This window comes from Luteimonas sp. gir (genome assembly GCF_037198055.1).
Lineage (GTDB): Bacteria > Pseudomonadota > Gammaproteobacteria > Xanthomonadales > Xanthomonadaceae > Luteimonas > Luteimonas citri_A.
This window is the reverse complement of record NZ_JBBAXQ010000002.1, coordinates 591802-614285: the sequence shown is the minus strand read 5'-3', so window position 1 is coordinate 614285 and position 22484 is coordinate 591802. Positions and strand designations below refer to the sequence as shown.

At 69.6% G+C, this 22484-nt stretch carries 20 protein-coding genes; 8 read left to right on the top strand and 12 right to left on the bottom strand.

Annotated elements, in window-relative coordinates; translation table 11 throughout:
* Positions 1 to 40 precede the first annotated feature (40 nt).
* Positions 41 to 358 carry a hypothetical protein gene (locus WAF18_RS06455; RefSeq protein ID WP_337244362.1) on the bottom strand — a complete coding sequence of 106 codons (318 nt, stop codon included), beginning with the start codon at positions 356 to 358 and terminating at the stop codon, positions 41 to 43.
* Positions 359 to 573: 215 nt separating this feature from the next.
* Between WAF18_RS06455 and WAF18_RS06450 the strand changes: the two genes are divergently transcribed.
* From WAF18_RS06450 to WAF18_RS06440, 3 genes are all read left to right on the top strand, one after another.
* Positions 574 to 1851: an ectonucleotide pyrophosphatase/phosphodiesterase gene (locus WAF18_RS06450; RefSeq protein WP_337244361.1), complete on the top strand. Its 1278-nt coding sequence runs from the start codon at positions 574 to 576 to the stop codon at positions 1849 to 1851.
* 88 nt (positions 1852 to 1939) lie between these two features.
* Complete coding sequence (locus WAF18_RS06445) at positions 1940 to 3460, top strand: AlkA N-terminal domain-containing protein (protein WP_337244360.1); 1521 nt, start codon at positions 1940 to 1942, stop codon at positions 3458 to 3460.
* On the top strand, positions 3457 to 3993 hold the full coding sequence (locus WAF18_RS06440; RefSeq protein WP_337244359.1) for a methylated-DNA--[protein]-cysteine S-methyltransferase: 537 nt from the start codon (positions 3457 to 3459) through the stop codon (positions 3991 to 3993). The genes WAF18_RS06445 and WAF18_RS06440 overlap by 4 nt, the downstream gene beginning before the upstream one ends.
* Before the next feature lie 62 nt (positions 3994 to 4055).
* Here the strand turns inward: WAF18_RS06440 and ubiM are convergent, their stop codons facing one another.
* Both ubiM and WAF18_RS06430 read right to left on the bottom strand, forming a co-directional pair.
* On the bottom strand, positions 4056 to 5240 hold the full coding sequence (gene ubiM / locus WAF18_RS06435; protein ID WP_337244358.1) for a 5-demethoxyubiquinol-8 5-hydroxylase UbiM: 1185 nt from the start codon (positions 5238 to 5240) through the stop codon (positions 4056 to 4058).
* A gap of 96 nt (positions 5241 to 5336) precedes the next feature.
* Entirely contained in the window at positions 5337 to 6584 is a 1248-nt protein-coding gene (locus tag WAF18_RS06430; protein WP_337244357.1) for a formimidoylglutamate deiminase, read from the bottom strand.
* Positions 6585 to 6643: 59 nt separating this feature from the next.
* Between WAF18_RS06430 and WAF18_RS06425 the strand changes: the two genes are divergently transcribed.
* Genes WAF18_RS06425 through WAF18_RS06415 form a run of 3 tightly spaced genes read left to right on the top strand, consistent with a single transcriptional unit; the run spans position 6644 to position 9324 of the window.
* Positions 6644 to 6874, top strand: a complete 231-nt coding sequence (locus tag WAF18_RS06425) for a hypothetical protein (protein WP_337244356.1) — start codon at positions 6644 to 6646, stop codon at positions 6872 to 6874.
* On the top strand, positions 6861 to 8084 hold the full coding sequence (gene hutI, locus WAF18_RS06420) for an imidazolonepropionase (protein ID WP_337244355.1): 1224 nt from the start codon (positions 6861 to 6863) through the stop codon (positions 8082 to 8084). The genes WAF18_RS06425 and hutI overlap by 14 nt, the downstream gene beginning before the upstream one ends.
* Positions 8085 to 8103: 19 nt before the next feature.
* Positions 8104 to 9324 (top strand): dipeptidase, encoded by a 1221-nt coding sequence (locus WAF18_RS06415; protein WP_337244354.1) that lies wholly within the window; start codon positions 8104 to 8106, stop codon positions 9322 to 9324.
* Between the two features lie 129 nt (positions 9325 to 9453).
* On the opposite strand, the gene WAF18_RS06410 is transcribed toward WAF18_RS06415, so the two are convergent.
* Complete coding sequence (locus tag WAF18_RS06410; RefSeq protein ID WP_047137582.1) at positions 9454 to 9636, bottom strand: 30S ribosomal protein THX; 183 nt, start codon at positions 9634 to 9636, stop codon at positions 9454 to 9456.
* A 110-nt stretch (positions 9637 to 9746) separates the two neighbouring features.
* Positions 9747 to 10142, bottom strand: a complete 396-nt coding sequence (locus WAF18_RS06405) for a MerC family mercury resistance protein (RefSeq protein WP_337244353.1) — start codon at positions 10140 to 10142, stop codon at positions 9747 to 9749.
* A 73-nt stretch (positions 10143 to 10215) separates the two neighbouring features.
* On the opposite strand from WAF18_RS06405, the gene WAF18_RS06400 reads away from it, so the two are divergent.
* On the top strand, positions 10216 to 12462 hold the full coding sequence (locus tag WAF18_RS06400) for a TonB-dependent receptor (protein ID WP_337244352.1): 2247 nt from the start codon (positions 10216 to 10218) through the stop codon (positions 12460 to 12462).
* Positions 12463 to 12611: 149 nt separating this feature from the next.
* On the opposite strand, the gene WAF18_RS06395 is transcribed toward WAF18_RS06400, so the two are convergent.
* Together WAF18_RS06395 and gltX are read right to left on the bottom strand one after the other, a co-directional pair.
* A complete protein-coding gene (locus WAF18_RS06395; RefSeq protein ID WP_337244351.1) occupies positions 12612 to 13109 on the bottom strand; it encodes a transcriptional repressor in 498 nt (165 codons plus the stop codon).
* A 128-nt stretch (positions 13110 to 13237) separates the two neighbouring features.
* Positions 13238 to 14641 (bottom strand): glutamate--tRNA ligase, encoded by a 1404-nt coding sequence (gene gltX, locus WAF18_RS06390; RefSeq protein ID WP_337244350.1) that lies wholly within the window; start codon positions 14639 to 14641, stop codon positions 13238 to 13240.
* Between the two features lie 94 nt (positions 14642 to 14735).
* Between gltX and lpxH the strand changes: the two genes are divergently transcribed.
* Positions 14736 to 15470, top strand: coding sequence for a UDP-2,3-diacylglucosamine diphosphatase (lpxH, locus tag WAF18_RS06385; RefSeq protein ID WP_337244349.1), 735 nt, complete (start codon positions 14736 to 14738; stop codon positions 15468 to 15470).
* 69 nt (positions 15471 to 15539) lie between these two features.
* Here the strand turns inward: lpxH and WAF18_RS06380 are convergent, their stop codons facing one another.
* The 5 genes from WAF18_RS06380 to WAF18_RS06360 form a co-directional block, all read right to left on the bottom strand.
* Positions 15540 to 18476 carry a type 2 lanthipeptide synthetase LanM family protein gene (locus WAF18_RS06380; RefSeq protein ID WP_337244348.1) on the bottom strand — a complete coding sequence of 979 codons (2937 nt, stop codon included), beginning with the start codon at positions 18474 to 18476 and terminating at the stop codon, positions 15540 to 15542.
* Positions 18477 to 18608: 132 nt separating this feature from the next.
* Positions 18609 to 18797 carry a DUF6229 family protein gene (locus WAF18_RS06375; protein ID WP_241945590.1) on the bottom strand — a complete coding sequence of 63 codons (189 nt, stop codon included), beginning with the start codon at positions 18795 to 18797 and terminating at the stop codon, positions 18609 to 18611.
* Positions 18798 to 19106: 309 nt separating this feature from the next.
* Positions 19107 to 19934 (bottom strand): ferritin-like domain-containing protein, encoded by an 828-nt coding sequence (locus WAF18_RS06370; protein WP_337244347.1) that lies wholly within the window; start codon positions 19932 to 19934, stop codon positions 19107 to 19109.
* On the bottom strand, positions 19931 to 21397 hold the full coding sequence (gene purF, locus WAF18_RS06365; RefSeq protein WP_337244346.1) for an amidophosphoribosyltransferase: 1467 nt from the start codon (positions 21395 to 21397) through the stop codon (positions 19931 to 19933). Before purF ends, WAF18_RS06370 begins: the two co-directional genes overlap by 4 nt.
* A 78-nt stretch (positions 21398 to 21475) precedes the next feature.
* A complete protein-coding gene (locus WAF18_RS06360; protein WP_337244345.1) occupies positions 21476 to 22456 on the bottom strand; it encodes an SPOR domain-containing protein in 981 nt (326 codons plus the stop codon).
* Positions 22457 to 22484 lie beyond the last annotated feature (28 nt).

Sequence of the window (22484 nt, the reverse complement as noted above, 5' to 3'; positions counted from 1 at the left end):
CATGCCGGGCGTTTCGCGCACTGCGGTACCGCCGGCCTCGTCAGAACACCGACGGGTCCAGGCGACGCAGCGCGTCCTTGACGTCTACCGAACCGGTGCGCTCGATGTCGCTGCGGGTGTAGACCCGGCCGCCTCCATCGACGCATTCCTGCTCGGCGCGCTTGGAACGTGCGTTGCGGGCCGCGGTCACGCGCGACCCGGTCTCGCGAATGCAGAAGAGATCTGACGGGCTGGCGCGCTGGCCGCGCTCGCGCATCGCTTCTTCCTCTTCCTCCTGCTGCTGCGCCAGGGCGCCATGCGACACCGCACCAAGCGCCAGACCGGCGCACAGCGCCGCCATCCACCATCTGCTGTTCATCGCGCACTCCCGGTTGCTGATCCTGCTGCGCACCATACGCGCCCCGCACCACCGCGTGGTCTGCGTCCGCTGAACGTTCAGTTTCCCCGAAACACGAAAATCGGGGTCAGAGTGCAATTTCCCAGCGAACGGGATCACCCGTGCATGCACATTGAAATTGCACTCTGACCCCGGTTTGGCTTTGGGCTGTCATCCGGGCTCGGTATCCTGTGCGGATGATCGATGTCGCTGTTGTGCGCCGGATGGCGCCGTCTGTTCTTGTCTCCTTGGTGCTTTGCAGCGTGCTCGTGCTGGTGGGCTGCGCGACCCGCGCCGCGTCGCCCACTGCCGCAGCTCCGCGGCCCACGCTGCTGCTGATTTCGCTCGACGGCGTGCGCCCCGACTATCTGGGGCGCGGTGAGACGCCGCATGTCGACGCGCTCGCGCGCGGAGGGGTGCAGGGGTGGATGCGGCCGTCGTATCCGTCGCTGACCTTTCCCAACCACTACACGCTGGTCACCGGCCTGCGCCCCGACCGCCACGGCATCGTGCACAACTCGATGCATGACGCTGCACTGGGCGACTTCAGACTGTCCGACCGCGCGGCTGTCGAGAACGCGGCCTGGTGGAACGAGGGCGAGCCGTTGTGGGTGACCGCCGAGAACGCCGGGCTGGCGACGGCCACGCTGTCGTGGCCCGGCAGCGAGGCGCCGGTGCGCGGCGTGCGGCCGACGCGCTGGCTGCCATTCGACAAGGCCCGCCCGCTCGACGCACGCGTGGACACCGTGCTCGGTTGGCTGTCCGAACCCGATGCCACGCGCCCACGGCTGGCGACGCTGTACTTCGAGCATGTGGACTCGGCCGGTCACCACGATGGCCCCAACGCCCCGCAGACGCATGCGGCGTTGCGCCAGGTCGATGCTGCAATCGGCCGGCTCGTCACCGGCCTGCGCGCGCACGGCGTGTTCGATCGCACGAACATCGTCGTCGTCTCCGACCACGGCATGGCCGAAGTCGCGCCCGAGCACGTCATCGCGGTCGAAGACATGGTGTCGCCCGAAGAAGCGCGCGTGGTCTCGGTCGGTCAGGTCGTGGGCATCGCGCCCAATCCCGGTCACGAGGCCGCAGTCGCCGCGCGCCTGCTCGGCGCGCACCCGCGCTACGACTGCTGGCGCAAGGAGGCATTGCCGGAACGCTGGGCCTACGGCCGCCATCCGCGCGTGCCACCCATCGTCTGCCAGATGCACGAGGGCTGGGACGCGCTGCCGCGCGAGACCGTCGCCACGCGCGATGCTGGGCCGCGTGGCTCGCATGGCTTCGATCCGGCGCTGCCGTCGATGCGCGCGGTGTTTATCGCGCACGGCCCGGCATTCCGCGACGGCGTCGTCCTGAACGGCTTCGACAACGTCGATGTCTACCCATTGTTGGCACGGCTGATCGGCGTGACGCCAGCCGAGCACGACGGCAAGGCAGCGACACTGCTGCCTGCGCTGCGATCCGAAGAGCGCCGTTAATCGCAACGGTCGCCCCCGCTGCCGGACGCGCCGCATTCGTGTCCGAAAACGGCCAGTCCCGCGCCGGGCGCGGTGCTAGCCTGCGGGCATGTCATCGCCTCCCGCCCTGCCCGATCCCGCCGTCTGCGAGCAGGCGCGCCTGAGCCGCGACGCGCGCTTCGACGGGGTGTTCTTCACCGCGGTGCGCACCACCGGCATCTACTGCCGCCCCGTGTGTCCGGCGCCGCCGCCACGGGCCGAGAACGTGACCTACTACGCCAATGCGGCCGCGGCCCAGGCCGACGGCTTCCGGCCCTGTCTGCGCTGCCGCCCGGAACTGGCTCCGGGCGACGGACACTGGCACCGCGGTGACGATGTCGTGGCGCGTGCCCTGGCGCTGATCGATCGCGGGGCGCTCGACGATGCGCCACTGGCATCGCTGGCGGCGCAACTGCACCTGGGCGAACGCCAGTTGCGGCGGTTGTTCGTCGAGCGCCTGGGCGCGCCGCCGATCGGCGTGCGCGGGACGCGCCGTCTGCTGTTTGCCAAGCAACTGCTGACCGAGACCGCACTGCCGATCACCGAGGTCGCGCTGGCGGCCGGCTTCGCCAGCCTGCGCCGGTTCAACACCGCATTCCGCGAGGCCTATCGCATGGCGCCGCGCGATCTGCGTCGGCAGCCCGCGGCCCCCGTGGCCGGCGACGGGCTGGTGCTCCGGCTCGGCTACCGCCCGCCGTACGACTTCGCCACGATGCTGGACTTCCTGCGCAGCCGCGCGCTGCCGGGCATCGAACGCATCGAGGAAGCCGGCTACACCCGGGTCGTCGGCGACGCGTCTGCGGCGGGTTGGCTGCGCGTCTCGCACTGGCCGGCCACGGCGGCCGGGCCGGCGCATGCGTTGCGGCTCGAACTGCACGGCATCGCGCCGACGCGGCTGCAGGACACCGTGCGGCGCGTGCGGCGGATGTTCGATCTCGACGCCGAGCCGAACGCGATCGCCGCGCACCTGGCGCAGGATCCCCGGCTGGCGCCGCTGCTGCGCGCGCGGCCGGGCCTGCGCCTGCCCAGCGGCTGGGACGGGTTCGAGATCGCGGTCCGCGCGGTGATTGGCCAGCAGGTCAGCGTGGCCGCCGCGCGTACGCTGACCGCACGGCTGTCGCAGCGCTTCGGTCATCCGTTACCCGAGACGCTGGCCGCCCAGGGATTCGCCCATCTTTTCCCGACGCCCGAGGCACTGGTCGATGGCGACTTCGACGGCCTCGGCCTGATCGGCAGCCGCATCGCGACGATCCGCGCGATCGCCGCGGCGCTGCTCGATGGCCGCGTGGATTTCGACCCGGCGCGCACGCTCGACGAGACCGTCGCCCGCTGGACTGCGCTACCCGGCATCGGCCCTTGGACGGCGCAGTACATCGCGCTGCGCGCGCTGGGCCATCCCGACGCGTTTCCCGCGCAGGACCTGGTGCTGCAGAAGGCCGTGCCCACCGATGGCAGCCGGCTCGACGCGCGCGCACTGCAGGCACGCGCACAGGCCTGGCGGCCCTGGCGCGGCTACGCGGTCTTCCTCCTGTGGCGCGATGCCGCGCTGTCGGCCGCATCTGCCGCCTCTCGTTCCCGGAGCTCCCGATGACCATCCCGCCTGTCTTCACTGCCGTGCTCGACACCCCGATCGGTCCGTTGCAGCTCGCCGCCTCCGATGCCGGCCTGCACGCGATCGACTTCCCGCAAGCGCGGCCGCCGCTGCGCGGGCGCGCGCACTGGCAGGCCGGCAACCACGCGCTGCTGCGCGAGACGGCGGCACAGCTGCGCGCCTACTTCGCCAGGCGGCTGCGGCGCTTCGATCTGCCGCTGGCCGCCGACGGCACCGCGTTCCAGCGCGAGGTCTGGCAGGCGCTCGCGCGCATCCCCTACGGCACCACGACCAGCTACGTGGGACTGGCACGCGAGCTCGGCCGGCCGACCGCCAGTCGTGCGGTCGGCGCCGCAAACGGGCGCAATCCGATCCCGATCGTCGTGCCCTGCCACCGGGTGATCGGCGCCAGCGGTGCGCTGACCGGCTTCGCCGGCGGCGTGCCGACGAAACAGTTCCTGCTCGAGCTCGAAGGCGCGCTGCCGGCCGCCGAGGGCCTGTTCGCCGCGCAAGCGGCAGCGCCGGCCGGGTAACCGGCCTGCCTGGATCGACCAGCGCTGCGCGCGACGATCGCAGGCCTGCGGCCGCGTGCGTCTCAGCGCAGCGCCGGCCGTTCCTGGGTGAGGTGCGCGGCAATCAGACGCCGGAACGGGGTGAGCTGCTGCGCGATGCGCAGCGTGGCGCTGCGGACCAGGCGCGCTGGTGCGCGGTCATCGGTGTAGAGGCTGGCGACGATGCCGGTCGCGGCGAACAGTGGCCAGGTCGCCACCCGGTGCTGGCGCTGGAAGCGTGCGAGCACCGCGCGTCCGGCGATGTCGCGCCCGGCGTCCTGCGCCCGGCGGATCCCGTCGGCCAAGCGCTCGGCGCCCTGCAGACCGAGGTTGAACCCGTGGGCGGTGACCGGATGCATGCCGACGGCGGCATCGCCGATCAACGCCGCGCGCTCGGCGACGAAGCGATCGGCATAGACGCCGACCAGCGGATAGACATGGCGCGTGCCGACCGTGGTCATCGTGCCCAACCGGTCGAGGAACCGGCGCTGGATGTCGGCCGCGAACGCGGCATCGTCCATCGCCTCGACCTGCGCCATCGCCTCCGGCGGCAAGGTCAGCACCACTGACGCCTTGCCCGGGTCGAGCGGCAGCAGCGCCATCGTCTGGCCATGCCCGAACCATTCCCAGGCGACGTGGTCGTGCGGGCGCTCGTGGGCGACGCGGCACACCAGCATGCGCTTGCCGAAGTCGCGCATGCGCGCGCCGATGCCGAGCATGCGGCGCACGTCGGAGAACCGGCTGTCGGCGGCGACCAGCAGGCGCGCCGCCACGGTCTTACCGCCATCGAGCGCGAGCTCGACGCCGTCGCTGCGGTGGGTGACGCCACGCACCGCGGTGTCGCAGACCAATTCGACATCCGCCAGGCCATCGACCGCATTGAAAGCCGCTTGCCTGATCTGGTGATTGGGCACCAGCCAGCCGAGCTGGCGGCCGTTACCGTCGCCGGCGGTGATCGTCAGACCGGTGTCGGCATCGCCGTTGAGGATGCGGGCATCACGCAGGTCGAAGATCTGCGCCGGATCGATCCGAGCCCACAGCCCCAGGGTCTCCATGATTCGGCGTGAGCCATGGGTCAACGCGATCTCGCGGCCGTCGAACGCGGGCTTGGCGATCGCCTCGCGCGACTGGCGCTCGATCAGCGCGATCTTCAGCCCCGTACCGGCCAGCGCGCGGGCGAAGCACAACCCGGCCGGCCCGGCTCCGACGATGGCGATATCGACCTGCATGCGCACCACTCCAGCAACGAACGATGCGGGCAGGATACCGACGCCGGCCAGCGCCTCGCGTTGACCTGAATCAAGCTGCGAGGCGGCACCCGGCTGTCACTGCGCCAGCAGCCGGCGCATCGCTTCGGCGTAGCCCTGCGCCGCTTGCGCGTGCAGTCGGTGACGTCCGTCGACGACCAGCCGCTGGCCGGCGACCTCGACCTCACGCACCAGCGGCCGGTTGCCGGCGAACAGCCAGCGGTCGGCGACGTCGGCCGGCGTCGCGCCGGCGAGCAGCGGGGTATCGGCATCGAGCACGACCGCATCGTCGCGCTGCGCGAATCCGGTCGCGGACGAGGCGCTGGCCGCCACGCCAGCGAGCAGGGTCGCACCGACGCTTGGCGAAGCCGACCCGACCGCGATGTTGCGCCGGCGCCCGACCAGACGCTGGCCGTACTCCAGCCAGCGCAGCTCTTCGACCGGCGAGACCGAGATGTGCGAGTCGGAGCCGATGCCCCAGGCCCCGCCTGCATCGAGATAGGCGCGCAGCGGAAACAGGCCATCGCCGAGATTGGCCTCGGTCGTCGGGCACAGCGCGACGGTCGCGCCGCTGCGCGCGATGCCGGCGATCTCGTCCGCATCCAGATGGGTCGCGTGGACCAGCGTCCAACGCGCATCGACCGGCGCGTGATCGAGCAGCCAGGCCACCGGGCGCGCCCCGCGTACCGCGACGCAGTCTTCGACCTCGGCGGTCTGTTCGGCGATGTGAATGTGCACACGCGCCTGCTGCGGCAGCGCGCCCAGCACCGCGTCCATCGCCTCGGCCGGAACCGCGCGCAGGCTGTGCAGCGCGCAGCCCACGCGCAGGCCCGCGCCCTGGCGCGCATGCAGATCGGTGAACAACCGCAGATAGCCTTCGACGTCGTGGCCGAAGCGCTGCTGACGCGGGCCCAGTGGCCGCCCGTCGAAACCGCCCGTCATGTACAGCACCGGCAACAGTGTCAGCCGGATGCCGGTCGCCTCGGCGGCCTCGATCAGTGCATCGGCCATCGCCGACGCAGGCGCGTACGCGCGGCCGTCGGGCGCGTGGTGCACATAGTGGAACTCGCAGACCGCGGTATAGCCGACTTCGAGCATTTCGACGTAGAGCTGGGTGGCGACCGCGCGCAGTGTGTCGGGATCGAAGCGCGCGGCCATCCGGTACATCGTCTCGCGCCAGGTCCAGAACGAATCGGCCGGATCGGTCTGTACCTCGGCCAGCCCCGCCATCGCGCGCTGGAACGCATGCGAGTGCAGATTGGCGATGCCCGGCAGGCGCCAGCCTGCGGACGTGCGCTGGATCGGGATCGTCGGCAGCTCTGACATCGGGGCGACTCCGGAAACGAGTGCGCTAGGCTAGCCTGTCTGCCGGAGTGGGACACTGCATGCACGATTCCTGGATCGGCCAATTGGCTTCTTTCCTCACCGTGGGCCTTGCCGGTATCGCGTTGCTGGCCGGGCTGCGCGTCTGGCTGCACAGCCACCTGGCGCGTAGGCGCCCCCCCTCGGCTGACAGCGGAACGGGAACCGAGGGCGCGGTCCTGCCCGGCCACGCCGGAAGCGACGTCTGCGTGGGAAGCGGCGGCGACTGCGGAGGCGGCGATGGCGGCGACTGAACGCTGGGATGGGCTGATCGTCGGGCCGACGCTGGTCACGCTGGCCGACGACACCGGCTATGGGCTGATCGAGGACGGCGCGCTGGGTTGGCGCGACGGCACGATCGTGCACGTCGGCCCGCGCGCCGCGCTGCCCGCGCCGGCGGCGCAGTTGGCCGAGCGGGTGATCGAGGCCGAGGGCCTGATGACCCCGGGTCTCGTCGACTGCCACACCCACTTGGTGTTCGGCGGCGACCGCGCTGCGGAGTTCGAGCAACGCCTGCAGGGCGTGAGTTACGAAACCATCGCGCGCAGCGGCGGGGGCATCGTCTCCACCGTGCGTGCAACCCGCGCCGCCGACGAGGATGCGCTGCTCGTGCAGTCGTTGCCGCGTGCGCGTGCGCTGCTCGCCGACGGCGCCACGACGCTGGAGATCAAGTCCGGCTACGGCCTGGACTTCGCCCATGAGCGCAAGATGCTGCGCGTCGCCCGACGCATCGGCCAGGCGCTGGGCATCACCGTGCGCACGACGTTCCTCGGCGCGCATGCCCTGCCGCCCGAGTACGCCGGGCGCAGCGACGCCTATATCGACGCAGTCTGCGAGTGGTTGCCGCGCCTGTACCACGAAGGCCTGGTGGATGCGGTCGACGCGTTCGCCGAGCGCATCGCCTTCGATGCGGCGCAGACGCGCCGGGTGTTCGAGGTCGCGCGCGCACTCGGCGTGCCGGTCAAACTGCACGCCGATCAGCTCAGCGACGGCGATGGCGCCGCGCTGGTGGCCGCGTTCGGCGGTCTGTCGGCCGACCATGTCGAGCACACCTCCCCGGCCGGCGTCGACGCGATGGCGGCGGCCGGCACGGTCGCAGTGCTGTTGCCCGGCGCGTTCCACGTGCTGCGCGAGACCCGGCTGCCGCCGCTCGACGCCTTCCGCGCCGCCGGCGTGCCGATGGCCGTGGCGACCGACTGCAATCCCGGCACTTCGCCGCTACTGTCGCTGCGCCAGGCCATGCAACTGGCGGTCACCCATTTCCGGCTCACGCCCGAAGAAGCCCTGCGCGGGGCGACTGTGCACGCGGCGCGTGCGCTGGGGTTGTCCGATCGCGGACGCCTGGTGCCGGGCCAACGCGCCGACTTCGCCTGCTGGCGCCTCGCGCAGCCAGCCGAACTCGTCTATTGGCTCGGCGGCCCGATGCTCGAGATGGCCTTCGCCGCCGGCCACCGCCTGCCCTGACCCTCAAGGACCCACCCGTATGCGCCTGCTTCCACTCGCCCTCGCTCTTGCCCCGCTGCTGACCGTGGCCGCTGCCCAGGCGCATGCCCAGGCCGATGAGGCCGCACGCCGGCTCGCCCAGGACGCGATCATCGTCGACACTCACATCGACGCGCCCGGCGTGCTGCTCGAGCGCTGGGCCGATCTTGGCGAAGCCGCGCCCGACCGCGAATTCGACTATCCGCGTGCGCGCGCCGGCGGTCTGGATGTGGCCTTCATGTCGATCTATACCTCGGCCGGGCAGGACGCTGCCGGCACCGCACGCGAGATCGCACACCGGCAGATCGACGCGGTCGAGGCGCTGACCGCGCGCCATCCCGATCGCTTCGCGGTGCTGCGCTCGCCACGCGATGTCGAGCGCCTGCGCACCGCAGCGGACGGCAGCCAACGCGTGCTGTTGCCGCTGGGCATGGAGAACGCCGCGCCGATCGGCGACGACCTGGCGCAACTCACGGCCTTCTTCGACCGCGGCGTGCGCTACATCACGCTCGCGCACAGCGCGGCCAACCGGGTCGCCGACTCGTCCTACGGCAAAGCGCGCCGCTGGAACGGGCTGAGTCCGTTCGGGCGCGAAGTCGTCGCCGAGATGAACCGGCTCGGGATCATGGTCGATGTCTCGCATATCTCCGACGCGGCGGCCGAGCAGGCGATCGCGCTGAGCACGGTCCCGGTGATCGCCAGTCACTCGGCATTCCGGCACTTCACCCCGGGCTTCGAGCGCAACATCAGCGATGCGCTCGCCCGCGCCATCGCCGCCAAGGGCGGCGTGGTGCAGATCCCGTTCGGCACCGCGTTCGTCGATGCGCAGACCGCCGCCGACACCCAGGCCTGGTTCGACGCGGTCGCGGCCTTCGATGCCGACAACGCCAAGCGCGTCGCCGCCGGGCAGCCGGCGCTCGATGCCGCCCAGTTCCAGCGCGACTGGGCCGCCGCTCACCCCGCACGCCAGACGCCGCTCGAATCGGTGCTGCAGCAGATCGACCATGGCGTCCGCCTGCTCGGCGTCGACCACGTGGGCCTGGGCTCGGACTTCGACGGCGTCGACGGTGCGCTGGCGCAGGGCCTGCGCGACGTGTCCGACTTCCCCAACCTCGTGGCCGGCCTACAGGCGCGCGGCTATACCGAGGCCGACATCCGCAAGATCCTCGGCGGCAATCTGCTGCGGGTCTGGACCGAGGTCGAAGCCGGCGCCGGCCGCTGAAGCGGCAGGCCGGCCCGTGACACGCGAAAGCCCCGCCTGGGCGGGGCTTTCGGCATGACCGGCGTCGCCGCCGGTCGCGTCCTGCAGTCGGCCCAGTCCGGGCGCCAAGCGCCGGACCTTGGGCCGACGTCAGGAGGCCTTCTTGGCGACGGCCTTCTTGGCCGGGGCCTTGGCCACGGTCTTGGTGCCGGTCTTCTTCGCGACCGGTGCGGTCGCGGTGCCTGCGGCCTTGACGACGCCCTTCGAACGGGAATTGCCGTAGCTCGCGTTGTAACGCTTGCCCTTGAGGGTTCTGCGATCGCCCTTGCCCATGAATCTGCTCCTGATGTCCTGCGAGTATTGAATGCGGTAGACGCGAATGTGCGCCCGACGGGCGCACAAGACCGCGGATTCTAGCATGCAGCAAACACTGCGGCGACGCGTCAGCGCGCGCCGTGAAGATGGGTCAGCCGCAGGTTCAGCAGGTGCGCGCCGGCCAGCAGCAGCCCACCGATCGTCATCACCACCGCATGGGTGAGTGTGTGGTCATGCAGATGGGTGAACGCACCCGCCCACACCAGCGCCAGACCCGGCAACAGCAGGAACCAGGCGCGGAACACGCGATGACGGCGATAACCCAGTGTCAGCGTCGTCAGGCCCAGCAGCGTCGCAAACACGACGAACGCCTGGTCGATGTCGACCCAGCCGCCCAGGTTCAAGCCCAGCGCAGGCAGCAACGCAAGCGCCAGCGGCAACAAGGCGCAATGGATTGCGCAGAGGAATGAAGCAGCGAAACCGACGCGGTCGGCCCGTCGCAGGGCGGAATCGTGTGCAGGCATGTCTTTTGGGGGATACGAAGGACGATGTAACATTATAACATCCGTGTCTTGGCCACCAGTGTACCCCATCCGCATGAACGACCTCCCCACCTCCCCCCGCCTGCCCCACCGCGCCCGTCTGACCGTCGCGATCGCCCTGCTGCTGCCCGCCACCGCGGCGTTCGCGCAGAACCAGACCCATGCCCACCCGACCACGCTCGACCGTGTCCAGGTCACCGCGACCCCGCTCGGCGGTGATGCCGAGGATCTCGCGCACCCCATTGAAGTGTTGTATGGCGACGCGCTGGACGACCGCAAGGCCGGCAACCTGGGCGACACCGTGTCCGCGCTGCCCGGCGTGCAGAGCGGCTTCTTCGGCACGGGCGTCGGCCGCCCGATCATCCGCGGCCAGGAAGGCCCGCGCGTGCAGATCCTTTCCGGCGGCATCGGCAGCATGGATGCCTCGACCGTCAGCGCCGACCATGCGGTCAGCATCGAGCCCTTCCTCGCCGACCAGATCGAGGTGCTCAAGGGGCCGGCCAACCTGCTCTACGGCAGCGGTGCGGTCGGCGGCGCAGTCAATGTCGTCGACGGCCGCATCGCCCGCGCGGTGCCCGACCGTCCGATCAGCGGCCGGGCGGAACTGCGCGCGGCCAGCGGCAATGGCGAACGCAGCGGCATGTTCCGGCTCGACGGCGTCAACGGCGACAACCTGGTGCTGCATGTCGATGGTCTGGTCCGCAACACCGGCGACTTCGACATCCCGGGCTACGCCCAGGTGCCGGGCGACCACGATCACGATCACGGCGACCACGACCAGGATCATGACCACGAGGCCGAGAACGCCTACGGGCGCCTGCCCAACAGCTCGATCCGCACGCGCGCTGGCGCCGTTGGCGCGACCTGGTTCGGCACGCGCGGCCATCTGGGGCTCGCAGTCAGCACCTATCGCAGCAACTACGGGCTGCCCGACGGCGCACACGTGCATGCCGAGGACGACCATGGGCATGGGCACGACGACGATGGCCACGATCACGATCACGACCATGGCCACGACGACCACGATCACGACCACGGCGAAGAAGGCCACGACCACGGCTCGGTGCGCATCGACATGGTGCAGAACCGTCTCGACCTGAAGGGCGGCATCTACGATCCGCTGCCGTTCCTGAGCGCAGTGAACCTGCGCGCGGCCTACAACGATTACGAACACGTCGAGCTCGAGGGCGGCCTGGCGGCCACGCGCTTCACCAACAAGGGCACCGAGGCCCGGCTGGAAGCGGTGCAGAACGAGATCGCCGGCTGGCGCGGTGCATTCGGGCTCCAGGTCGGCCACGTCGATTTCAGTGCGGTCGGGGAGGAGGCGTTCGTGCCGCCGAGCGTCACCGACACGCTCGGGCTGTTCGTCGTGCAGGAGAAGGAGTTCGGGCCGGTGAAGCTCGAGTTCGGCGGCCGCCACGAACGGGTCGAGATCGATCCTGTGGCAGGGACATCGCGCAAGTTCGACGCCAGCAGCCTGTCGGGCGCGGCGATCTGGCACCTGTCCGGGGTCTTCGACCTGCGCCTGGGCGCCGACATGTCCGAACGCGCGCCCACGAACGAGGAGCTGTTCGCCGCCGGCCCGCATATCGCCACCCGCTCCATCGAGATTGGCGATGCGGAGCTTGGCACCGAACGTGGGCAGCGTCTGGAGGTCGGCCTGCATGCGCACACCGATCGGATCGAGTTCAAGGCCGCGGTCTACCAGACGCGGTTCGACCGCTACACCTATCTGGCCGACACCGGCGTCGCCGAGCAGGGCTTCCCGGTGCGCCTGTGGACCCAGGGCGATGCGACGTTCCGCGGCGCCGAAGCCGAGGCGAAGTTCCACTTGGTCGAATCGGACGCGGGCGACTTCGACCTGCGTGTGTTCGGTGATGTCGTGCGCGCCGAGCTGGACGGCAGCGGGACCCGACACGTGCACTTCGACGTGCCGCATGGCGACCACGCCCACCACTACCACGCCGACATTCCGCTCGGCGGCAACCTGCCACGCATCGCACCGGCGCGCATCGGCGCCGACCTCAACTGGAGTCTCGGTGGCTGGCGCGCGAACATCGGCGCGGTGCGCTACCAGAAGCAGGACCGCGTGGCCGCACTCGAGGATCCGAGCCCAGGCTACACCCTGGTCAACGCCGGCGTCGCCTGGCGTGTCGGCGAGGCCGACGGCACGCAGTGGGAACTGTTCCTCGATGGTCGCAACCTGACCGACCAGGAGGCGCGTGCACACACCTCGTTGCTGCGCGACTACGCGCCGCTCCCCGGCCGCACGATCGCCGGCGGCATCCGCGTGTACTTCTGACGCGGTCCTGACTCACCTGGCACCTTGTGCCCAGGTCCCGCCCCGGTTGATTGGGGCGGGACATCGCACCCCCGTTGCGACACACGCCAGCCAGCATCGGCCCGCACCTGCATCGCAGGCAGACCGGTAGCCCTATCGGCTGTCGCGGCTCAGTGCGCGCCGATGTCGACGCACCGGGCGCACAGGCCGTGCACTTCCAGCGTCTGCGCCTGCGGCATGAAGCCCAGCGTGCGGGCACGCGCATCGAGCGAGGCGACCACCGCTTCGTCCTCCAGCTCCACCGCGCTGTGGCACTGGTCGCAGATCAGAAACGGCACCGAATGCTGCGCAGTGCTCGGATGGTGGCAGGCGACGAAGGCGTTGACCGACTGCAGCTTGTGGATGAAGCCGTTGGCCAGCAGGAAGTCGAGCGCGCGGTAGACGGTCGGCGGCGCCGCGGCGCCTGGCCCGCCACCATCACGCACCTGGTCGAGCAGGTCGTAAGCCTTCAGCGGCTTGCCGGCCTTGGCGATCAGGCCTAGCACGTGGCCCCGGATCGGCGTGAGCCGCAGCCCGCGCTCATTGCAGGCACGTTCGACCGCACGGACGAAACCGGCGGCGTCGTCAACGTGATGATGCGGATCCGTGCAGGCGTTGATCTGTCCCATCGGTAGATGATGGAGGCGCCGCGACGCGGACTCAAGTCGGACGCACGGGGACCGACGGCGCGGCCCCCGTCGCGCATTGGCACGCGATTCGCCTTGCGTGCAGCTTCGTGATGAGTGCCTCGACGCCCTCAGGCGTCGGGGATCATCGCAATCGCGGCCTCGACCCGGCGCACGGCCTCATCGCGGCCGGCCAGATACACCGTGTGTCCGATGTCGGGGCTGACCTGGGTGCCAGTGATCGCCACCCGCATCGGCTGGGCGACCTTGCCCATCCCTAAGCCGAGCGCCTCGGCGGTCTCATGCAACGCCGCGCCGATCGCCTCGGCTGTCCAGTCCGGCAGCGCCACCAAGCGCGCACGCGCGTCGGCCAGCGGCGCCCGCGCTTCGGCCTTGAGGTGCTTGGCCACGGCCTTGTCGTCGTACTCGGTCAACGGGCGGTACCAGACCGCCGCGCGCTCGGACATTTCCTTGAGCGTCTGCACCCGGTCGCGCAGCGCGACCACCACATCGGCCGGCGCGGGGCCCATCGACAGGTCGTAGCCATCGCGGCGCAGGTGCCACTCCAGATGCGCGGCGACGGCGGCCGGATCGTCGGACTTCAGGTACTGCTGGTTGAGCCAGCCGAGCTTGGCCGGATCCAGACGCGAGGCCTTGGCGTTGACGTCCTTGAGGTCGAACAGCGCGCGCATCTCGTCGATCGAGAAGATCTCCTGATCGCCATGCGACCAGCCCAGCCGCACCAGGTAGTTGAGCAGCGCATGCGGCAGGTAGCCGGCATCGCGGTACTGCATGACATCCGCCGCGCCGGTGCGCTTGGAGAGCTTGGCGCCCTGTTCGTCGAGGATCATCGGAAGGTGCGAGAACGCTGGCGGCTCGGCACCGAGCGCGCGATAGATGTTGATCTGCCGTGGGGTGTTGTTGACATGGTCGTCGCCGCGTACGACATCGGTGATGCCCATATCGAGGTCATCGACCACGACGGCGAAGTTGTAGGTCGCATAGCCATCCGGGCGGAACAGCACCAGATCGTCGAGCTCGCTGTTGGCGATCTCGATTCGACCTTTGACCTTGTCCTCCCAGACAACCGTGCCTTCGAGCGGATTCTTCAGGCGGATCACCCGGTTCGGGTCCTCGCGCCGCGGTTCACCGCGCTCGCGATAGGCGCCGTCATAGCGCGGCTTGTCGCCGCGGGCCATCGCCGCCTCGCGCATGGCGTCGAGCTCGTCCTTCGACTCGTAGGCGTAGTAGGCCTTGCCGTCGGCGACGAGTTGCTCAGCGACCTCGCGATAGCGGTCGAGGCGATGGGTCTGGTAGATCGGGCCTTCGTCGTAGTCCAGGCCGAGCCAGTCCATTGCTTCCAGGATCGCGTCGATCGCGGCCTGCGTGCTGCGTTCGCGGTCGGTGTCCTCGATGCGCAACACGAACTGCCCGCCGCGGCGGCGCGCTTCCAGCCAGCAGTACAGCGCGGTGCGAGCGCCGCCGATGTGCAGGTAACCGGTAGGACTGGGCGCGAAGCGGGTACGGCAGCTCATGCGGAACGCTCGAAACGGGAAACCGCGCATTCTACCCGTGCCGCCCCCGCCGCCGGGACGCGCCGTGGGGCGGGCGGGCTTCTACAATGGCGCGATGACGACCTACTTCCTGTCCGACCTCCACCTCGACCCGGCGCGTCCGGCGATCACCGAGCTGTTTGCCGCGTTCCTCGACGGCGAGGCGCGACAGGCGCAGGCGCTGTATGTGCTTGGTGATCTGTTCGAGTCGTGGGTCGGCGACGACGATCCGTCCGAAGCCGGCGCGCTGGTCGCCGTCCGCCTGCGCGCGCTGTCGGACGCGGGCGTGCCGGTGGCCTTCATGCACGGCAACCGCGACTTCCTCGTCGGCGACACCTGGGCGCAGCGCGCGGGCCTGCGGATCCTGCCCGACCCGGCAGTGATCCTGCTGTACGGCCGCCCGGTGCTGCTGACCCACGGCGACCTGCTGTGCACCGACGATGTCGAGTACCAGGCGATCCGCGCCCAGACCCGCGACCCGCGCTGGCAGGCGCAGATGCTCGCCCAGCCGCTGGCCGCGCGGCTGGCGTTCGCACAGCAGGCGCGCAACGCCAGCCAGACCCGCGCCGCCGCGCTGCGCGAGGCTGGCACGATGGAGACCGTGACCGATGTCGCGCCGGCCACGGTCAGCGAGTGGTTCGTCCGCTACGGCATCGACACGATGATCCACGGCCACACCCACCGCCCCGCGATCCACGAACTGCAGATCGCCGACCGCGCCTGCCGCCGCATCGTGCTCGGCGACTGGTTCGAACAGGGCTCGGTACTGCGCGCGAGCGCCGACGGCCGCTTCGAGCTTTCGGCGCTGTAGACAGCCGGCGCTGCCGCGTTGCCCACCACAGTGGCGTGGGAGGCATAACGTCACCCCCGGTGCACCAGCCTAGCCCGGCGTGGCCTCCGCCTCCGCTGCCGTGTCCGCGCGATCAGACTCCGGACGCGGCGCCGACATCGGTGTGTCGAGCCCGCACTCCAGCAGCAGGGGCGAAGGCAATCGGCAGTCGGGATGCAAGCGGTTGAGGAAGTGGAGCGATCCCGACACGCCGCTCATCAGCCCCGGTGTGTAGGTGTCGCGCGCCAGCCCGCCGACTGCGCCGCTGCATTCCTCCATCGCCGAGACGATACGCGCGCCGGCCGGCAATCCGTCATCGCGCCGTAAGCCCGGATCCAGCACTGCTGCGCGCTCGAGCAGCTCCCACAGGCTCAGATCGCCATGGCATAGCGTGTGACTGATCCCCCAGCCGCGTCGCTCGGCCGCGCGAACCGCCTGCCGCAAGGTGTCGAGATACCGTGCTCCGCCGGTGCGCGCATAGAGGTCGCAGGCCGCCAGCCCGATGCCGACGCTGCCGTGGCACCACGTATCGGGAAAATCCTTGGATTCCGGCTTGCGGACATCGATCCAATCGCCTGCTGCATGATCGTAGAGTCCGTCTTCGAACACGAAGGCCTGCTCGGCCAACGCCGCCCACCGATCGCGCTCCTGCTGTGTCCCCGCGCGACTCAATGCGAGCCTCGCGAGCGCCCATCCGCTGCCTGTCGCACCGTGCGCGAACCCACCCAGCGGCTGATGGAAAATGGCACTCAGCCATCGTGCCCCCTGGGCATCGACGATCGCGGTCGCCTCCAGGTGGCGCCCAGCCTCGGCGGCCACTTCCAGCCACGCATCGTTTCCGTCCAACTCGGCCAGTTGCAGCAACGGCACGATCGCGCCGCTGACACCCTCGAGCAGATCGAGATTGTCGTCCGGACGGAACCCTCGCCGCGCCAGCGTCGTTGCACTGCGGCGCGCGCGTTCGAGCATCGCCGGATCGCCGTCCAGGCGGTAGAGCGTTGTCCAGGTCAGCACCTGCGATCCCAGCCCGATGAACCCACCGACCGCATCGATCGGCTCTTGCAGCTCGAGTGTCTCCGCCACCCGGATTGCACCCGCAATCGCACTGTCCAGACCCTTGACGGGATCGGCGCGTCCCAGCCGGACTTCGTGCCGGTAACCCGCCAACGCAATGGCGATGCCCCCCAAGCCGATGTAGAGATCAGACTGGAGGGTACGCATCGTCCAGCCCTCTGCGCCGAGCACAGGACTGATCCACGCCGATGTCCCATCCCCGCCGGACACCGACAGCCGCAGCAACTTCTCCACCGTCTCTCTCGCGAGCACACGACGCCGGCGATCCAGTCCATCCGCATGCGGGCGGCGAGCCACGACGTCACGCGGCGCACTTTCGCGATTGGCGAGCTTGCCATTGAGGTAGGCCGTCACCAGTGCACCCCGAATCGTCAGTTCTTCCATTTCAAGACGCATGCCGCGCCAGCTGTCCAAGGCCGCGTCGACGTCGACAGCCGACAGTGCTTCGGAAAAGACGGGGATGTCGCCGTAGCGCATGTCCTCGACTTCACCGGCGATCGTGTTCGAGTCGCGTGGCGCGACCGGCAACACGGCGGCATTGCGTTGCAGAATATCCCGAGCGCGCTCGAGCGCCGGACGCTCGTTGTGCAGCGATGCGGGATGCCAGAGCATGCGCATCATTTCGGAGTACGCCTGCGTTGGACGCCGGATCCGCCTGGCCTCGCAACCGACGAAGGGTGCGAGCAAAGGGCGCAGTTCCTTATCGCGGTCGAGAGACTGGAAACGTGCTGTCAATTCGGAGAAGCCGTCGACGACATGATTCCAGTGCAGCGAGATGTCCGGCCGAGCACAAGGATGATTGCGTGCGGGGGGCAAATCCACATCCGCCACCTGCATGCGGGCCGAGGTCGTACCGGCGTCAACGATCAGCGGGACACGAATCTTCGGCTGCTCGTCGGGAAGGGCGCCCGCTGCCGAAATGTCGACCCCGTGCAGACCCAGCATCGGTGCGCGAAATGGCACCAAGCCTGTACGTAGTACTGAGGTGGTGATCAGCCGACTCGCCGCATCCATTGCCGCGCCCAATCCCGTTGACGGCGCGTCGACCTCGGGGGCGAACAGGCTTTCGACGTCCACCGCGACCGGGACCGGCCCCACGGCAATGATGTTCTCGTGGTGGAGATCGGTGCCGCCCAGAAGGCGCATCGCGGCCAGCCAATGGCCGATGTTGCGATAAAAGGTGCTCAGCTCCTCGTCATCACTGCAGTAGCGGTGCACCTCGAACGCAGACCATCCGTAACCTGCCTGCATCAGCGAAGCCGGCACACGAATGCGCAAGGGATCACTCCCAAGCACGCGTTCTAGAAAGCCCTCCAGCGCCAGATCGATCGCCACCGAACGCGGCTTGTACATCACGCTGCCGCCCTCGAACTGCAGGTGCGCGACCGCTTGCCCGCCGTTATGTACGTCCCCCTGCCCGAGATGAAGGGCGCGCAGCATGCCCTCTGGTCCGCCAATGAGCGTACGCACCTGGACGCGGTCGTTACCCAATCGCCACACTATCGAAGCCAGCGCCGAGGCCTGCTGGCGCAATGTGCGCTCCAACCGGGGGCCCAGCGCCGGATATCGCTGTGCGAGATGCGCCGCGAACGCCGGATGGCTGGCGCGGTCGACGAATGCATCGAAGCGCTCGCGCTCGCCATCGTGTTGCAGTTGACCGGCCAATTGTGCCGCGTGCAACTCCAGAAGCAGAACCCGGTTGAGCTTGCGCCGTGCATTCGCCAACAACGTACGATGCGCCGCAGTGGACACAACGGCGCGTTCCTCCGCTGCGAGCCCCCGCGAGGCGGATGCGAGCCGGGCGTCCAGATCCTTGCGCGCCCCCGAAATGATCACGCCGATCGCGCGATCGAACTCTGTACCTGCCACTCTGTCATCCATGCCGGTCTCCGCGCCTGCGAGCACGATGGCCATCGCATCCCGATCTGCATGACGCGCGTCGTCACTTCAGAGTCGTGTCCCACGATGAATCCGTCGAGAGGACAACCGCGATCGGCCTTGCCGAGAAAGCGGGCCCGCACTCGGCAAGCCCGCTTTCACCTCCTATCAGCAGCAGTGCGCCGGGATCGACGCCGTACAGGAACTGCATTGCGTCAGCAGTAAGAAGCTCTTGTCGGTCATCGCCGCTTCGGTCGCGGCAATGCCCTCCACGTACAACGCCCCAGCCGGGTTTTCGTAGCCATCTACGGTGTCGGCCCCGCTCAGCCAGCCGCCAACGATTTCGTCGTGCTGCATGTCGTCTCTCCTTGTCGATTGCATCAACTGCGAATGCCGCTTGCACGTCCGCCAGAACACATGCTCGACATGCCCGTCGAACGCACGCACGGCACCTGGACGGGGCCTTGGCGTTGTAGCACTCCGGCCTACGGACGTCTTGCCCCGGAGGGATACTGGCCCGGTGCGACCAGACTGTCTTTGATGAACGTCACAGTCCGCCCCCGCGTGCTACGGCGACAGATGCGGCGCATGGTGGCTCGTGATTGCAATGCAGTCGGCGTCCTTGCCGCCAAGGTGAGCCCCCAACTGGGCGTAGAACCTGCTGCCCTAGCCTTGGGCGACCGCCTGCAAGGCCGCGAGTTCCTCGGCGCTGAATCCGGCGGCGGCGCGGGCGTCCAGATTGAACGGACCGTGCAGAACCGTGCGCGCGTAATCGGCCAGCAGTTCGCGGAACCTAGGCTCGGGATCGATGCCGTCGCGCGCGCAGTACCAGCGGAACCACCGGCTACCGGCTGCAACATGCGGGATTTCCTCGCGCAGGATGATCTCGAGGATGTCGGCGGTCGCCTCGTCGCCAAGCGCGCGCAACTTGACGATCATGCCGGGGGTCACGTCGAGGCCGCGGGCTTCGAGCACGCGCGGCACCAACGCCATGCGCGCCAGGCCGTCGTGCGCGGTCTTCTCGCACATCTCCCATAGCCCGTTGTGCGCATCGAAATCGCCGTAGTCGCGGCCGAACGCCCGCAAGCGGTCGCGCAGCAGCACGAAATGCCGGGCCTCGTCGTCGGCGATCGCCACCCAGTCTGCGTAGAACGCATCCGGCAGGCCGCGGAAGCGGTAGACCGCATCCCAGGCCAGGTCGATCGCGTTGAGCTCGATGTGCGCGATCGCATGGAGAAACGCCGCGCGCCCCTCGTCGCTGCCCAGCCCACGCCGCGGCAGGTCGCGCGGATGCACCAATCGCGGACGCGACGGGCGTCCGGGCATACGGATCGGCTCGGGCGGCGCTGGCGAGATGGGCAGCGACAACCGCCCGGCACGCTGCTGCGCGGCATATTGGCGGGTCAGCGCGACTTTCGTATCGGGATCACGCGCGTCCAGGCACTGGCGCGCCGCGGCCAGCAGGTCGGGCGCGTCGGATACCGCCGCGCTCACGCGCGGCGCTTGTTCTTGGCCTCGTCGGAGCGCAGCTGGCGCAGTCGCTCGAAGTAGCCCGGTTCGATGCCGGTGACGTACTCGCCGCTGAAGCACGAGCTGTCGAAGCGCAGGTCGGGGAACTTGGGCCCGGCGACGGCCGCCTCGAGATCGGCCAGGTCCTGGTAGATCAACCAGTCGCAGCCCAGGAACGCCTCGATCTCGGCCTCGGTGCGGTTGTGCGCGACCAGTTCGTCCACCGACGGCATGTCGATGCCGTAGATGTTGGGGTAACGGACCGGCGGCGCCGCGGACGCCAGATAGACCTTCTTGGCGCCGGCATCTCGCGCCATCTGCACGATCTGCTTGGACGTGGTGCCACGCACGATCGAATCGTCGACCAGCAGCACGACGCGGTTGCGGAACTCGAGCGGGATCGGATTGAGCTTGCGCTTGACCGACTTTGCGCGTTCGCCCTGCCCCGGCATGATGAAGGTGCGGCCGACATAACGATTCTTGATGAAGCCCTCGCGGTACTTCACGCCCAGCACGTTGGCGATCTCCAGCGCGGAGTCGCGCGAGGTGTCGGGGATTGGGATCACGGTGTCGATGTCGTGATCCGGGCGCAGCCGCAGGATCTTCTCGCCCAGGGTCACGCCCATGCGCATGCGCGCCTTGTGCACCGAGATGTTCTCGATCATCGAGTCGGGGCGTGCGAAATACACGTACTCGAAGATGCATGGCGCGTGCGCCTGCTGCGGCGCACACGGGCGATGGTGCAGCTCGCCGCGCGCGGTGACGACGATGCCCTCGCCGGGCTCCACGTCGCGCAGACGCTCGAAGCCGAGGATGTCGAGCGCGACCGATTCGGACGCCACCGCGTACTCGGTGCCCTCCTCGCTCTGTCGGCGGCCGAGCACCAGCGGACGGATGCCGTGCGGATCGCGGAACGCGACCAGGCCCAGGCCCAGCACGGTCGCCACGACCGCGTAGCCGCCACGCGCACGTCGATTGACGCCCTCGATCGCGCGGAACGCGGCCTCGGGGGTCAATGCCTTCTCGCGGTCGAGCTCGTGCGCGAACACGTTGAGCAGCACTTCCGAGTCGGACTCGGTATTGACGTTGCGGCGGTCGGTCTCGAACACCTGCTGGCGCAACTGGTCGGTGTTGACCAGGTTGCCGTTGTGCGCGAGTGCGATGCCGAACGGCGAATTGACGTAGAACGGCTGCGCCTCGTCGCTGCCCTCGCTGCCCGCGGTCGGATAGCGGCAATGGGCGATGCCGACGCGGCCGCGCAACAGCGCCATCGTCTTGGCGTCGAACACGTCGCGCACCAGGCCGTTGCCCTTCTGCACACGCAGCGCGGTGCCATTGGCGGTGGCGATGCCTGCCGCATCCTGCCCGCGGTGCTGCAGGACGGTCAGGCCGTCATACAGCGCACCCGCGACTTCGGAGGTTCCGACGATCCCGACGATCCCGCACATGGCGATTCCAGTCCTGCTGGGCGCGCGGTGCGCGCCGTTGAAAAGAGAAAAAGAGGAGAGCCCGTTTCGGCTCTGGCCTCAGGGGTGCGACCGCACCAGGCCGTCGATGCCCACCTTGGCGCGCACCTGCGCCTTGAGCTGATCGGCCTCGCCGCGGCTGGCGACCGGACCGGCCTTGACCCGGGTCAGGCGCCCCTTGTCGGTGGTGACGCTGTCGGTGAAGGCGGTGATGCCGGCGCTGCGCAGACGATCGCGCAGCCGCTCGGCCTCGGCGGCCTGGCTGAAGGCGCCGAGCTGCACCACGAAGCCCACATCGGCCGTGCGCGCCGGGGCCGGTGCAGGCGTTGCGGCAGGCGCCGGCTTGGTCGGCGGAGGCGGCGTCTGCGCGGTGCGCGTGGGCTCGGCCGGCGGCGTCGCAGGCTGGGGCCGGGCCGGCGGCGGTGTCGGCGCCGATACAGGCGGCTGCGTCTGCGCAGGCGCCGTAGCGGTGGCGTCGAGCGCGACCACGCGCGGGTTGACGTCGTCGCGCACCTGGGCCGCGCGCAGCCGCACGATCTCGGCCTCGGCACGGCTCGCGTAGGGCCCCAGCCGCACGCGCTGCGCCGGCCGACCGTTGAGCGTGAACGCTTCGCGATAGCCGGTCAGCGACGACTGGCGGAGCTGACGCAGGATCGCCTCGGCATCGGCCTCGCTGGCGAACGCACCGTAATGCACCGCGTAGCCGCCACCGGCGGTGGTCGGCGGCAGCGGTTCGTTCTGCGCGCCGGTCTCCACCGTCGGCAGCGCGTCGCCTGCGCTCGGCGCCGCGACCGTTGCCGGCGCGGCGGGCGTGCGCGGGGCGCCTTCGGCGAGCACACCGCCTGCCGGGGCCGGCGACGGCGCGACCAGCGGCAAGTCGACGGTCTTGTACTGCCCGTCCGGCGCGTCCGGCAGCTCGAGCGGCATGTCGGGCAGGCCGCTCGCGGGCGCCGGGTCTTTGACCAGCATCGGCAGGAAGATCACCGCCAGCGCGATCAACACGGCGGCACCGATCAGGCGCTGTTTGAGTCCAGGCGTCATGCAGAGGGCGCAGGCGGAGGGAACGCGG

Excerpts from the sequence above, each read along its gene's own strand:
- WAF18_RS06445 (WP_337244360.1), top strand. The coding sequence starts at position 1,940 with ATGTCATCGCCTCCCGCCCTGCCCGATCCCGCCGTCTGCGAGCAGGCG.
- WAF18_RS06440 (WP_337244359.1), top strand. The coding sequence starts at position 3,457 with ATGACCATCCCGCCTGTCTTCACTGCCGTGCTCGACACCCCGATCGGT.
- WAF18_RS06395 (WP_337244351.1), bottom strand. The coding sequence starts at position 13,109 with ATGGGACAGATCAACGCCTGCACGGATCCGCATCATCACGTTGACGAC.
- WAF18_RS06380 (WP_337244348.1), bottom strand. The coding sequence starts at position 18,476 with ATGGCCATCGTGCTCGCAGGCGCGGAGACCGGCATGGATGACAGAGTG.
- hutI (WP_337244355.1), top strand. The coding sequence starts at position 6,861 with ATGGCGGCGACTGAACGCTGGGATGGGCTGATCGTCGGGCCGACGCTG.
- WAF18_RS06450 (WP_337244361.1), top strand. The coding sequence starts at position 574 with ATGATCGATGTCGCTGTTGTGCGCCGGATGGCGCCGTCTGTTCTTGTC.
- gltX (WP_337244350.1), bottom strand. The coding sequence starts at position 14,641 with ATGAGCTGCCGTACCCGCTTCGCGCCCAGTCCTACCGGTTACCTGCAC.
- WAF18_RS06425 (WP_337244356.1), top strand. The coding sequence starts at position 6,644 with ATGCACGATTCCTGGATCGGCCAATTGGCTTCTTTCCTCACCGTGGGC.
- WAF18_RS06405 (WP_337244353.1), bottom strand. The coding sequence starts at position 10,142 with ATGCCTGCACACGATTCCGCCCTGCGACGGGCCGACCGCGTCGGTTTC.
- WAF18_RS06415 (WP_337244354.1), top strand. The coding sequence starts at position 8,104 with ATGCGCCTGCTTCCACTCGCCCTCGCTCTTGCCCCGCTGCTGACCGTG.
- purF (WP_337244346.1), bottom strand. The coding sequence starts at position 21,397 with ATGTGCGGGATCGTCGGGATCGTCGGAACCTCCGAAGTCGCGGGTGCG.
- ubiM (WP_337244358.1), bottom strand. The coding sequence starts at position 5,240 with ATGCAGGTCGATATCGCCATCGTCGGAGCCGGGCCGGCCGGGTTGTGC.
- WAF18_RS06360 (WP_337244345.1), bottom strand. The coding sequence starts at position 22,456 with ATGACGCCTGGACTCAAACAGCGCCTGATCGGTGCCGCCGTGTTGATC.
- WAF18_RS06455 (WP_337244362.1), bottom strand. The coding sequence starts at position 358 with ATGAACAGCAGATGGTGGATGGCGGCGCTGTGCGCCGGTCTGGCGCTT.
- lpxH (WP_337244349.1), top strand. The coding sequence starts at position 14,736 with ATGACGACCTACTTCCTGTCCGACCTCCACCTCGACCCGGCGCGTCCG.
- WAF18_RS06410 (WP_047137582.1), bottom strand. The coding sequence starts at position 9,636 with ATGGGCAAGGGCGATCGCAGAACCCTCAAGGGCAAGCGTTACAACGCG.
- WAF18_RS06375 (WP_241945590.1), bottom strand. The coding sequence starts at position 18,797 with ATGCAGCACGACGAAATCGTTGGCGGCTGGCTGAGCGGGGCCGACACC.
- WAF18_RS06400 (WP_337244352.1), top strand. The coding sequence starts at position 10,216 with ATGAACGACCTCCCCACCTCCCCCCGCCTGCCCCACCGCGCCCGTCTG.
- WAF18_RS06430 (WP_337244357.1), bottom strand. The coding sequence starts at position 6,584 with ATGTCAGAGCTGCCGACGATCCCGATCCAGCGCACGTCCGCAGGCTGG.